The organism is Paenibacillus marchantiophytorum, assembly GCF_014640555.1.
Classification (GTDB): Bacteria; Bacillota; Bacilli; order Paenibacillales; family NBRC-103111; genus Paenibacillus_E; species Paenibacillus_E marchantiophytorum.
The window spans coordinates 1-12,409 of the sequence record NZ_BMHE01000090.1 but is presented as its reverse complement, the minus strand read 5'-3'; the positions used below and the strand labels follow the sequence as shown (position 1 = coordinate 12,409).

The following is a 12,409-nucleotide window of genomic DNA, read 5'->3' as shown; positions in this document are numbered from 1 at the left end:
GAGTTCAACCCTCTCTCAAGTGTGTGGTAGTGGTACTAAACACTTCGAGATTTGGGGAGGTACTCCCTTTTTTGCGCCTTAAATACTCAGATGGGGTAAGGCTTTTGAATTATGAAATTCATTCAACTAATAATTATTTTAATATATAGAGGGTTCATGTACATGATCGGAGCTTATTTCCCTACACTCAGCTCACGAAATTAAGATGCCTCCTCAAGTAAGCTTATTTTTCTATATATACACATTGCCCACTAATTGCACCTAGCAGTACAGCGTCTGCAGTTTCAATACTATTCAGAAACCCCAATACTCTTGATGAGAACTTTAGGAGAAACATTTATATTTGTTTGAGAAAGCGCTTTCCCCCAGTTATCCTCTACCTTCTTCCAGTTATTATAATCGTGTGCCCGCACATAAATCCCAAAACCAAAGGGATCAATCTGATACTTTTGAGCATTCTTGAGTAATGCCTCACATTGTTTTTTCAACTCTATTTCAATAGCTTGTTCCAGCTGTTTTCTCTCCTTCTCTAAGTCTAGGGTAAACATGCGCTCCGTCAAATCGATCTGAACCTTCATCTCGATATCGATTGTAAAATGGTCATCTTCGAAATGTGTTTTAACCTTATGCTTTGCTTTTGTAATATTGAAGCTCACAAAAGACATTTTCTCATCCGTATGAAACATATCAGGAGGAAAGTGAAATGTTAACGGAATGTCATTTTTCGTATCGCGCTGCAATAATAGGAGCAGAGAACTTTCTTGATTATTCAAAGAAGCCGCATAGGTGCCGTCTTTATGTAAAAGAACAGTACCTGAAATAACGAGTTCATCGTTCTCTGTTTTCATTTCAGTTAAAGCAGGCGTCATTCCTTTATCCATCATTTGTTGATGAAATTTCTGTAATGAAGTTTGCACTGTAATCCTACTCTGATACGAGCTTTCTACCAGTTGTTTGATCACGCTGGAGATTCGGCCTTTATCACTCATGTTCGTATACATGACATCTTTAACGGTCCCATCAACCACAATCACATTTGCATTAATCTCATTTCGGGAATCTCGGAAGAGAACATCCATATAAGGAAGTGCATCTCGTTTCTGCAGCAGCTTTTTTCCTATCAACACATTTTGCGACTTTCCATAAGCAAGGCTTCCGGATGTCTTACTATCAATATACCCTTTTGATTTGCGCATCGTATTAGCCCTAGTGGATGTGATTTTATGTTTATCTGTGGCTTCTTTGCTGAAGACCGGAGTTGCTGTGTATACGACTAACTTATTATTCTCATCGAAATCTATAGCCTCTGTAAGAACAAACTGTTGATTCTCTATATAAATGGCTTTACCGCAGCCAGTTACAAACAATAAAACTGCCAATGCTAAAAAAATATAATTAAATTTCTTCATTGTTTCAGTTCCTTTCTAACGAAATGAAAAATCCATCCGTACATCCAAAGAAAAATAGGGAATACGAAAGCGCTATATAAACCTGCCATTCCCCAGAATTTGCCCATTTGAGTAATTTGGGAAGAAGAAGGGAGGAAAAAGAATGACAATAGGATCCATAGAAACAAGAGTATTCGTAAAGAATTACGATGATCCTGCTTACCGAATAATTGACTTGCTCCCAACAGAGCCGTGTAAAGGTAAGGAATGATCGCCATAATTAAGGTAAACAAATAAAAGGAGAGAAAAATGATCTCAAATCGTTCCAAAAAGGGCAATCGGATGGCCTTAAATAAGTTGAGCGTGGGATAAACGTATTCAGTGATCTCTTTTGGAGCAAACTTGACAAAACTGATTACTGTAACTATTAAATATATAATCATGGATAAAGAGTTTGCAACAACAATTCCTTTGTACGCTGATTTCTTATCCTTTAGAAACGGATATAGCATGAAAGCCAGTTCAAATCCGAGGAAAGAAAAGATTGTTGATTTTACGGTAGACAGAATGGGAAAAAAGCCTTCTTTTCCAAGTGGAAAAAGGTACAACCATTGGCCATCCTTTAGTGCCAATAGCAGCAAGAAAGGCATCCACAAAGTGATAAGAAAAACAAACTCAGCAAAGAGTCCAATCACTCTTATTCCATGCTTGGTGATCATATAGATTGGAATGATAAACAGGATCATCAAGATGAAGTTACGTATATCCGGCACGACCCATATCTTTATGATATGAATCGTTGAAAACATGACAACGCTTGCTCCATATACCGCGTATAGTATCCAAAGAACAAATAAACTTTTACCCACCCATTTGCCAAAGTATTTAGATAAAAGCTCGAATAACGTATATTCGGGGGTTTTCTCCATAATGTTTATAATGACTAAGCTGAGAAGAATAGATAGAATCCAACCTAACAAAATGGATATCCACCCATCGGTACCGGCAGTTTTAGCTAAATCGTGGGGAAGGGAAAGTTCTCCGATCCCCACTTGGGCTCCAAATATAATAAGAATGTATTGTTTCAATGAGATTTGATTAAACGGATATTTATTCATTGGTTAACCTGCCCCTCTTCTCTTTGCTTAGCTTTATTCGGAAACTCCGGTACTTTTGATGGCAACTTTAGGAGTAAAATTTACTGTTGCTTCAGATAGGGCTTTTCCCCAGTGATCCTCTACCTTCTTCCAGTTTTTGTAGTCTTGCGACCTCACATAAATCCCAAAACCAAAGGGATCTACTTGATGCTTTTGAGCTTTCTTAATTAAAGCATCACTTTGTTTTTTTAGCTCTTGTTCAATGGCTTGTTCCAACAGTTTGCTCTGTTTCTCCATGTCTAAGGTAAACATGCGTTCCATTAGCTCGATCTGAACCTTCATCTGGATATCAATTGTAAGATGGTTTTCTTCGAATTTTGTCTTGAAGTTAGCCTTTGCCTTTCTAATATTAATACTCGCATAAGACATTTCTTCATCCGTATGAAAAATCTCAGCAGGAAGGTGAAACGTTAACGGTATGGGATTGTTCATATTGTGCTGCAATAATAGCAGTAGAGAACTTTCTTGATGATTCAAAGAAGTAGCATAGGTACCGTCTAAATGTAAAAGAGTAGTCCCAGAAATAACGAGATCATTCTTCTCAACTCTCATTTCAGTTAAGTATGGCGTTATTGCACTATCCATCATTTGTTGATGGAATTTCTGCAATGTAGTTAGCACTGAAATTCTTCCTTTATATGTGCTTTCTACTAATTGTTTGATCACGCCTCCCAATTCGCCTTTATCGCTCATTTTCATATACATAACCTCTTTCACAGATCCATCAACTACAATTACATTTGCATTAATCTCATTTTTCGGATCGCGAAAGAGGACATCCAAGTAAGATAGCACATTTGTTTGCTGCAGCATTTTTTTTCCTATAAGAATACTTTGCAATTTCCCAGGTGCAATATTACCGTTTATTTTCGACTCGAGTTTGTACTTCGATTCTCGCATCGTATCCACTGTTGTGGTTGTGATTTTATATCTCTCCTTTGCTTCTCTACTGAAGACTGAACTTGATGTATACATGACCAACTTCTTTTCATCATTAAGTTCTATAGCATGAGCAAGAATAAACCTTTGAGTCTCTATATAAACTGCCTTGCCGCACCCGGTTATTAATAATAAAGCTGCCCAAATTAAGCAACTAGCCTTCCATTTCTTCATTGTTTCTGTCCCTTTCTAACGTGATGAAAAAGCCATCCGTAGATCCAAAGGAAAATAGGAAACCCATAAGCGCAATATGTACCTAGCATCCCCCACGATTTACCCATTTGAGTTACTTGAGAAGAAGAAGGGAGGAAAAAGAATGACAAGAGGATCCATAGGCATATGAGTATTCTTAAAACATTTCGATGATCCTGCTTGCCAACTAATTGACTTGCTCCCAGCACTGCAGTGTAGAGGTAGGGAATGATTGTCATAAATAAAGTAAACAAATAAAAGGCAAGAAAAGTGATCTCCAACCGTTCTAAAAACGGCAATCGGATGAGCTTCAACAAGTTGAGCGTGGGATAAACGTAATCTTTAATCTCTTCTGGAGAAAACTTAACAAAAGTAATGACTGTCACCATTAAAAATATAATCATGGATAATGAGTTTGCAATCACAATTCCTTTGGACGCGGATTTCTTGTCCTTTAGAAACGGATATAAAATAAATGCCAGTTCAAACCCGAGGAAAGACAGGATTGTTGATTTTACTGTAGACAGTATGGGAAACAAGCCGTCTTTTGCGATTGGAAGTAGGTATAGCCAATGGGTTGACTTTAATGTTAATAACAACAAGAAGGGCATCCATACAGAGATAAGAAAAACGAACTCAGCAAAGAGTCCGATTACCCTTATTCCCTGCTTCGTAATCATATAGATAGGAATGATAAACAGGATCATCAAGATGAAGTCCCGCATATCGGGTACGATCCATATCTTTATGATATGGATCGTTGAAAACATGACCACGCTTGCTGCATATGCCGTATACAATATCCAAAGAATTGATAAACTTTTACCCACCCACTTGCCAAAGTATTTAGATAACAGTTCCAAAAACGTATATCCGGCATTTTTCTCCATAATTTTAATGACGACTAAGCTAAACAGCATAGACAAAATCCAACCCAACAAAATGGATATCCATCCGTCGGAACCGGCTGTTATAACTAAATCGCGGGGAAGGGATAAGACACCGATTCCAACTTGAGTTTCAAATATAATAAAGATGTATTGTATCAATGAGAGTCGATTAACCGAATATTTATTCATGGTTGATCCTCACCTTCTCTATTTAACCCCTGTCTTATTAGTTGAGTTGGATCAGCCGAGAGCGGGCGTTTTTTCATTTTCCACATGGGTACTCTAATCCACACGTCTTTCCAGTCAGACAGTCGGATGGGAGCAATCGGACTTCCATAGGATACTCCAAATGATTCTATTGAGATAAGGTGAGCCCCAATAATCATAAGCCCTATCACAATGCCCACCATACCGAACAAAGCGGCCATAAGCATCATTGGAAAGCGGAGCAACCGTAGAGAGGATGACATATCGTAATCAGGGATAATAAAAGAGGAAATTGCTGTAATGGCAACGATAATCACCATAATATTACTTACAATTCCCGCTTGGACCGCCGCCTGACCGATGACAATACCTCCCACGACACCTATTGTTTGTCCAATAGGACCTGGAAGGCGTAAGCCTGCTTCCCTTAACATCTCTAGGGCTAGTTCCATTAGAAGCGCCTCTATAATTGGTGGGAACGGTACTTTTGCTCTGGATTCCCCAATCGATATCAACAAATCCAAAGGAAGTACTTCATAATGAAACGAAACAATGGCTATATATACAGCCGATAAAGAGATCGTCGTAACTAAGGCTAGATAGCGTAATAAACGTAGAAAAGAGGCTATGATCCAGCGATTGCTGTAATCATCGACACTTTGAAAAAATGCCGCAAAGGTTACAGGAGCAATGATCACACTAGGTGAATGGTCGACAACAACTACTATTCTACCTTGCAGAATATGGGCGGCAGCAGAATCCGGACGTTCCGTCAGAATCAACTGTGGAAACAGACTTATCGGATGATCTTCGATAAATTCCGCCAATTCTCCTGTATTTAAAATGGCATCCACTTTAACTTGCAGCAGACGGTCCTCCATTTCTTTGACGAAATCAGGTTGTACAACATCTTCGAGATACATTATAGAAACTTTCGTATTCCCCCGAGACCCGATGGTATATTCTTTGATTTTCAGCTCACGATTAGGAAGATAACGACGAATAAGCGCAATGTTCTGCCCGGACGTCTCCACAAATCCTTGATGCGACCCCTTTAACGTCGATTCGATTTGGGGCTCTTTAATAGACCTTTGAGGCCACCCTTGTGTATTCATAACAAGCGAACGCGTTTGTCCATCAATCAAAAGGATGCTTTTGCCTTGGAAAATCGAGTCTTCAATATCTGACCATAAGGTTACAATTTCTGTTTTTGCAATCGTAATGGAAGAGTTCCAAATATCGTTAACCGAATCGACTTCATAAATGAGCGGGGTTAAGATATTATTATTGATCGCTGATTTATCAACGAGCCCTTCCAAATAAACAAGGATTGCTTTGTCCCCTGTTCTTAATTGAAACTGACGAGTAACAAAATCTGGTGCATGACTAAATATTGCTTGTAGAGTAACTAAGTTATTTTCAAGGATTCCTGAAATCGGCTGATTAAGAAGATCGGAAGATTTATTGATTGGAATTGTCTTTTTCCCATTTAACCATCTCCGGATCGTCCCCATCCTTACACCTCATCCCTAAGTCGTCAATTAAATTTTCCCACATATAGGTAAAATTATTCAGGAACCAACAACTCGTTAATTAAAACTAAAGGTTGTGCTGCAAAGTTCTAATCCATGATACCATGATTGAAATGAAGACATGGGATGGGGCTATTATTTTGGAAACAGAATTAGATTTGTTTAAGTACAAGCAATATGAATCAGAGGTTATCTTGCTAACAATAAGATGGTATTTAAAATATAGCCTTAGTTAGCGTAATCTTGTAGAGATGATGGAAGAACGAGGACTACATATGGCTCATACAACCATCATGCGATGGGTTCACCAGTTTGGGCCAGAATTAGACAAGCGAATTCGTCCCTATTTGAAGCCGACTAACGATTCATTCAGGGTGGATGAATCCTATATAAAAGTCAAAGGACAATGGAAATATCTTTACAGAGCCGTGGATTCTAGCGGCATCACAATTGATTTCATGTTATCTGAAAATCGAGATACTCTCGCAGCCAAACGATTTTTCGTCGATAAAAACCCAGCTTACCCAACCGCAGTTCAGCAATTGAAGGACGAGAAAGTTCTAAAGCAACAAACAATGATACGACAACAGAAATATCTTAACAATATTATTAAACAAGATCATTAAACAAGATCATCGACTCATAAAGAAAGTCATAAAACCAGCTATTTCATAGAATCTAGCTCCAGTGTGTCCGAACTTCAAAATGACAGCCTGTTCTATTCTTGAGTACAATTCGAACAACATCGCCTCTTTCATCAAATCTATGTTTTCATGGGGGGCAACATATGGATCATATGGGCTTATTTTCTTCAATTCTCCATCGATAGGAGAGGAGCTGCTACCACTGAATTTAAAAATACTAGCATGAAAGCAATAAATACTATCAGAAATAAACAAAACTCTAGTCTAAATGTAGATTTAAATATCTTCCAAAACATATGAAATCCCCCTCCTTTTCAAGGTATTTTTCTAGAAAGAATCCTCAATTATCCAGCTTGTTACTTGAATAAAAAACAGGGAACAGTTGCCACGGCAACTGCTCCCTGTTAATTGTCATAACGTCTTTCCCTTTAATTCTCTAACCTAGTTTGTCATTTATGTTGTTATGCTTTTCCGCTCTTTAAAAAACGGGCTATGTTAAATCTTAATGTTGTTTATTTCCATAAAATGAAACCGTCCTTTGAAAAGGCGGTTAATTTAACTATTGTTTCCCGTTAGTTTAGTTCTATTACCTAGCTTGGGTATTGTCGCTTCCACTCATCTATTAGCGGTTTGAAATTCTTATCAGGTTCTATATATGGCGTTTTTGCACTAAGCGCGGTCGGCTATGGCACACCTGTTGCTACTTCTGCCTATCCCCGAAGCAAGTCCACTTGTGATTGTTATGCCCAAGGCCTTGCCGGTTACAACCATCCTCGCATTTACTCCCAACCCGACTGCGACCCGGGTTGGGATAGCGCCAGAGAAAATATTTCAACGGGTATCACCTGTATTTTTTTAGGGCGATGCTGGTACAAGCAAGCGACACGACAATGATTGACGCTACCTGCGTATGAGAATGACTGCCTGCGGAATGACGAGCCAGAAGCCGGATACCGGAATAAAAAATACACCAATTAAGCTAAGCGCCAGCAGGTGGACGCCAACGAATTTCGGTACGTCCTCCCCCTTGACCCGAATAAGCCAGTTCATCAAGCAGGCAAGCATAAACAAAAGAACACCAAAAAACAAAAACCAGAAAGTGGCAGCTCTGTCGGCATGCAGTTGGGGTTCAACTGCGTTTATAAAACCGTCATTCGCTATATCAATTATCGACTGCCAGTAAACGATAATTCCGACTACTGTGTGTAACGCAGCTGTCCAAGCGAGCATCACACCACTATGTTCTTTCAATTTCATCTTAAGCGTTCCTCCTCTGCCGATTGGCCGGTTATTTACGCGATTCCAACAGAATAATCGGGACAGGACGACTGAGTCGTCACCGCGGATTTGTACGGTTACCAGGGATCATCCGCGCTTTCTTTCCGCCCGCTTTTTGATCGCTTTCAGCATCATTCTACGAATGTAAGCACTGCCAGGATAAATGATCGCCCAGTACAGAGCAAACTTCACCTTAGAGGCACTGCCTGTCGTTTGAATCCGTGTTTCCGTACGGACAACGGCGTTCCCGTGCGGTCCTTCGTGCACACTGAAATTCATGACAGATTTGGCATACCGCGAATCGACAAACGCGTTAAAATCGTCTGCCGACTTCAGCTTTATTGGCATGTTTCCGGTAAGTCTCCAAAATTTCCCAATTACACCCACGACAAATTCCCAGTTTCGCTCTTCCTCCAGCAATAGAAACCCGTATCGTTCCATCTCTTCGACATAAGGAAGCGTATTTGCCAACGCCTCCCTTCTTTTACCCATCAGCACGGATGGAAGCGCCCGGATCGCAAACAACAGACGTAATAGCGGAATTTCCATCGCTGTCACCTCCCGAATCGCCCGATATACGGTTCCCTGCTCCGCGTGTATGCTAATCTCATGGCGCTCTCCAAACTGGTAATCGGGCATGTAACGGTCAATCATCATGTTCATCTTCCTTCCTCTCCATTCTTTACGATTCTTCGACAAGGCCAAAATGTATTGTCAGTAAGCCTTCTGCAAGACGTGCCGCCTCTACCCGGCGTCCCAGCAAGACCCTCGGCAGTACGACGATCCGTCTATAAGCGCCGACCTGCAACGTCAACTCATCGCCTTTTTGATTCAATTGGAGTTGTTTCTTCTCGGTAAAAGGAAGTGAGATGCGGAGCTCATAACCTGCCTCTGTTTTCCTCACTTCCTCCAATATGCCTCTGTGGAGAATGGCTCCGCATTCCCGTTCATGAAAAGCTGCTGCCGCAACGCGCTTAAGCATCTCCTTGCCAACGACCTCCAAAGGCATCAGCGGAACCTTCAAGATCGGCAGAGGACTGAAGCAGTGGGTAATTTCTTCTTCGTACCGGTTTTGTATTTGTTTCCACTGTGCGAAATAACCTTCGGCAGCTTCTTCGGACAGCACTTTATTGACAATGACCGCATCAGTATGAAACCCGTACAAATTGAGGTTGGTAAAAGCCCTCCGCGCTTCAGAAATGACCATTTTTTCCGGATTCACGACGAGACGAATGCTGGTAATTTCGGGATCGGAGATTACCTGCTGCAGCTTTTCCAATTTATCAACAACTTGGCTGAAGCTATCCATAACGTCGTCGCCGGGCAATTCCAAGCCCTTGGTCACTTTCATAATGGGGCGGGCCAACTTGAGAATCTTGCGCTCGTAAGGAAAAATATTTCGAACCCACCATCGAAGCAAATGGGGATAGCTAAGCAAACGCATCGTCTCTCCAGTCGGTGCGCAATCCACAATGATTGCATCGAACTGCCCGCTTTCCACATGCTCTTTAATTCTTAGCAAACTGAACAATTCTTCTAAGCCCGGAAATACCATCAGCTCTTCAGATCTAATATCATCTAGGTTGGCCCACTGCATAAAATTTGAAAACCAGCTGCGCACGTTTCCCCAGTAGCGCTGAGTTTCCTTTAAGCTATCGATTTCTTGTGCCCACAGTCGCTCATCGACTAAAATCGGTTCGTGCTGGAGTGAAATGCCCAGAGAATCCGACAAACTATGGGCGGCATCGGTGCTTAAGACGATCGTTCGTTTTCCTTCGGCTGCCATTTGGTAAGCCGTTGCTGCGGCGATACTGGTTTTTCCGACGCCGCCTTTACCCGTATAAATAATAATACGCAAACCAAGCACCTCCATTAGTACGATATCGTAGTATTTGCATAAAAAAATTATTGGATTTCAATTTTTCTAGACGTCGATGATTTCGAAGCCCCAGTGGGATCCGAATTATGCTGCAAAGCTTTGGCCACTTTCAGCGAAAGATGAATAAATTGCTGAAGCTCCTCGGCTGTCAGGGCAAGCTCAATACGGCCAAACATCGTATTCATCGTGCCGAGCGCCTCTTCGGCGATCTGCTCCCCGTCTTCCGTCAGACGATTGACGATGATTCGTTGGTCTTGTTGCGATTTCTCTCTATAGATGTAGCCTCTCCGCACAAGCCTTTTGGCAATACTGGTCACCGTGCTGAGCGGTGCACCTAGGTGATCGGCCATTTGGGACATCGTCAGCTGCTCATGAAATTTCAGCAACAGCAATGCGGAAAAATCTGAACTTGTGAGCTGAAGTTCCATATGTGTTGTGTCAGGAAATATACTGAGCGGACGAAGACCGTTTTTAAAAATAAGCTCAAAAAACTGCTGCATGAACATCCCTTTCTTCTGCCAATAAACTACGATATCGTAATTACTAATGTTAATTTTACTACATCTTCGTAGTAATATCAAGCTCATTTGTTCAACCTACATAGGTGTATAAGAAGTACTCCGAATATCTATTAATACACAATATAATAAATATAAGTAAGCTTTTGTCCTTAAAGTCTCCGGCTCGAATCACTCCCCTACAAAATAGCATGTCGCTTCAATACTTCGAGAAGAATTAAAACTGCCCCGATATCGGAGAAAGGCGGCAGGCTGCCTTTCATAGTTGTTTATTGAGCTCGTTCTTCGTTAGCGTAATCATGCATTCGTATCAAGCATCGCTGGTATATTTATTTCTTTCACACAAGACGCCTTGGAAAGGTTCACGACGCATTTAACCAATGAAACGATATCATGAAGGGGAATCTGTGTGCCATTATAAGCCGATAAGACTTTCTCTATTCCGTCTTCATAAGGAATTTGGGTTGCAATTTCACCAGGATTTATACATGTTACACCTATTCTATACTTCTTTACATGTTCCCGTAATGAATTGCAAATACAGCTTTTGGATACAAGTAATTGTGGATGTTACATTTACATTAATAATTTTTGCAATTTCGTCCGGGCCATCTTTCTCAAAATCATAGTCATCCCTAAATCCTTTGCTCTCCCAGATCCCAACATTATATATTAAAACGTCTACGGTAACGCCATTTAATGTATTAGCAATCCTATTGCTTGCATCAGATAACGATAGGTCAGTGTCTATCCAATATCTATGGACGCCATCGTTAAGTTTCAAACTCTCCGGGCGACTTCTGGAAACCATCCATACGTTATCACCCGTATCCGGCAATCCTTTGACGAATGCCTCACCCAATCCTTTACTCGCTCCGAAGATAATAAAGTTTTTCATAATTTCCTCCCTTGCAGTTTTTTTCGTTTATTTTATTATACATTTCTACTTTGTAAATGAATATGTTTAGTTAATTAAAAAGACAGGTTTCATGCTACCGATATTGGGAGGATTTTTGCGTTATTCTGCCGGTTACTTCAATAAACCAAAATAGGACCTGTCGCGAAACAGATCCTAAACTATCGTTCTTTATTAGCTCAATGGTAGAAGGATATTCGTTCAAAAAAATTCCATTTTAGAAAATAGAAAAGGAGCTGATAAGGCAAGCTCCTTTATCGAAAAGTCCGTTTTTATTTTTTAAATATGATGAAAATGGCGCCTAATACAAAGATAGTAACATTGATAATGTTGCTTTTATCTTTTGTATCAATCAACCTTCCAAGGAAAATCATTGCAATTAACAAGAAAAACCAAGAAAAGTTAAGCTCTCTGCTTCCAGTTGAAGAAATAATTACAAATATTACAGTAAATAAGGATATCAGGAGCTCTAAACTAAGAAGAACTCGGTTCCTATTTTTATATGGATTTGTAAAGATAAAAGCATCTCCTCTGCAGTTTATACAGCTTTAATTTAAGATAGTATCATCATTCATTATTTTACCATATTTAGTATTTTATAAGGAATTTTCATTCAGTTTTATTTCCCTGTTTATTAAGCATTCCTGCCCGTTAGCACAACGCGGCTGCCGATCTATGCCAGCAGCCGCGTCTTAGTTGTTTATTACGCTATAGTTCTGCGTTAGCTGTAACTAAATGCCACCAGAAACTAAATTTTCGAACTTCTTTTTTTCATGTGTTATTCAATTTGGCTTGAAGCCTTACCAAATAAGGGGAATTAAATGATACCGTGTTTTCTTACAATAATCCTCATATCCTTTCAACTCTTT

At 40.1% G+C, this 12,409-nt stretch carries 9 protein-coding genes and 2 pseudogenes; 1 reads left to right on the top strand and 10 read right to left on the bottom strand.

Features of this window, described 5'->3' with window-relative positions:
* Positions 1-290: 290 nt before the first annotated feature.
* From IEY34_RS35380 to IEY34_RS35360, 5 genes are read right to left on the bottom strand one after another with little or no spacing between them, the layout of a single operon-like run.
* Entirely contained in the window at positions 291-1,409 is a 1,119-nt protein-coding gene (locus tag IEY34_RS35380; RefSeq protein ID WP_189020854.1) for a Ger(x)C family spore germination protein, read from the bottom strand.
* Positions 1,406-2,506 carry a GerAB/ArcD/ProY family transporter gene (locus tag IEY34_RS35375; RefSeq protein WP_189020852.1) on the bottom strand — a complete coding sequence of 367 codons (1,101 nt, stop codon included), beginning with the start codon at positions 2,504-2,506 and terminating at the stop codon, positions 1,406-1,408. Before IEY34_RS35375 ends, IEY34_RS35380 begins: the two co-directional genes overlap by 4 nt.
* Positions 2,507-2,539: 33 nt before the next feature.
* Positions 2,540-3,658, bottom strand: coding sequence for a Ger(x)C family spore germination protein (locus tag IEY34_RS35370; protein ID WP_189020850.1), 1,119 nt, complete (start codon positions 3,656-3,658; stop codon positions 2,540-2,542).
* The gene (locus IEY34_RS35365; protein ID WP_189020849.1) at positions 3,655-4,755 is read right to left on the bottom strand and encodes a GerAB/ArcD/ProY family transporter; all 1,101 of its coding nucleotides are present in this window, start codon (positions 4,753-4,755) and stop codon (positions 3,655-3,657) included. The genes IEY34_RS35370 and IEY34_RS35365 overlap by 4 nt, the downstream gene beginning before the upstream one ends.
* Positions 4,752-6,287, bottom strand: coding sequence for a spore germination protein (locus IEY34_RS35360; RefSeq protein WP_189020847.1), 1,536 nt, complete (start codon positions 6,285-6,287; stop codon positions 4,752-4,754). The genes IEY34_RS35365 and IEY34_RS35360 overlap by 4 nt, the downstream gene beginning before the upstream one ends.
* 131 nt (positions 6,288-6,418) lie before the next feature.
* Here IEY34_RS35360 and IEY34_RS35355 point away from each other — a divergent pair.
* Positions 6,419-6,928: pseudogene (locus IEY34_RS35355) on the top strand (IS6 family transposase); the annotation flags it as partial.
* Positions 6,929-7,849: 921 nt separating this feature from the next.
* On the opposite strand, the gene IEY34_RS35350 reads toward IEY34_RS35355, so the two are convergent.
* The 5 genes and pseudogenes from IEY34_RS35350 to IEY34_RS35330 all read right to left on the bottom strand — a co-directional run bounded on the left by IEY34_RS35350 (position 7,850) and on the right by IEY34_RS35330 (position 11,522).
* Positions 7,850-8,206, bottom strand: a complete 357-nt coding sequence (locus IEY34_RS35350) for a DUF6463 family protein (protein ID WP_189020845.1) — start codon at positions 8,204-8,206, stop codon at positions 7,850-7,852.
* A gap of 108 nt (positions 8,207-8,314) precedes the next feature.
* Positions 8,315-8,890 carry a hypothetical protein gene (locus IEY34_RS35345; RefSeq protein WP_189020843.1) on the bottom strand — a complete coding sequence of 192 codons (576 nt, stop codon included), beginning with the start codon at positions 8,888-8,890 and terminating at the stop codon, positions 8,315-8,317.
* A 19-nt stretch (positions 8,891-8,909) separates the two neighbouring features.
* On the bottom strand, positions 8,910-10,085 hold the full coding sequence (locus IEY34_RS35340; protein ID WP_189020842.1) for an ArsA family ATPase: 1,176 nt from the start codon (positions 10,083-10,085) through the stop codon (positions 8,910-8,912).
* Between the two features lie 47 nt (positions 10,086-10,132).
* A complete protein-coding gene (locus IEY34_RS35335) occupies positions 10,133-10,693 on the bottom strand; it encodes a MarR family winged helix-turn-helix transcriptional regulator (RefSeq protein ID WP_189020840.1) in 561 nt (186 codons plus the stop codon).
* 228 nt (positions 10,694-10,921) lie between these two features.
* Positions 10,922-11,522, bottom strand: a pseudogene (locus IEY34_RS35330) (SDR family NAD(P)-dependent oxidoreductase).
* Positions 11,523-12,409: the final 887 nt, after the last annotated feature.

Bases quoted from the DNA above. Each gene is read 5' to 3' on its own strand.
- IEY34_RS35365 (WP_189020849.1), bottom strand. From the start codon at position 4,755: ATGAATAAATATTCGGTTAATCGACTCTCATTGATACAATACATCTTT.
- IEY34_RS35380 (WP_189020854.1), bottom strand. From the start codon at position 1,409: ATGAAGAAATTTAATTATATTTTTTTAGCATTGGCAGTTTTATTGTTT.
- IEY34_RS35350 (WP_189020845.1), bottom strand. From the start codon at position 8,206: ATGAAATTGAAAGAACATAGTGGTGTGATGCTCGCTTGGACAGCTGCG.
- IEY34_RS35360 (WP_189020847.1), bottom strand. From the start codon at position 6,287: ATGGGGACGATCCGGAGATGGTTAAATGGGAAAAAGACAATTCCAATC.
- IEY34_RS35375 (WP_189020852.1), bottom strand. From the start codon at position 2,506: ATGAATAAATATCCGTTTAATCAAATCTCATTGAAACAATACATTCTT.
- IEY34_RS35335 (WP_189020840.1), bottom strand. From the start codon at position 10,693: ATGAGCTTGATATTACTACGAAGATGTAGTAAAATTAACATTAGTAAT.
- IEY34_RS35370 (WP_189020850.1), bottom strand. From the start codon at position 3,658: ATGAAGAAATGGAAGGCTAGTTGCTTAATTTGGGCAGCTTTATTATTA.
- IEY34_RS35345 (WP_189020843.1), bottom strand. From the start codon at position 8,890: ATGAACATGATGATTGACCGTTACATGCCCGATTACCAGTTTGGAGAG.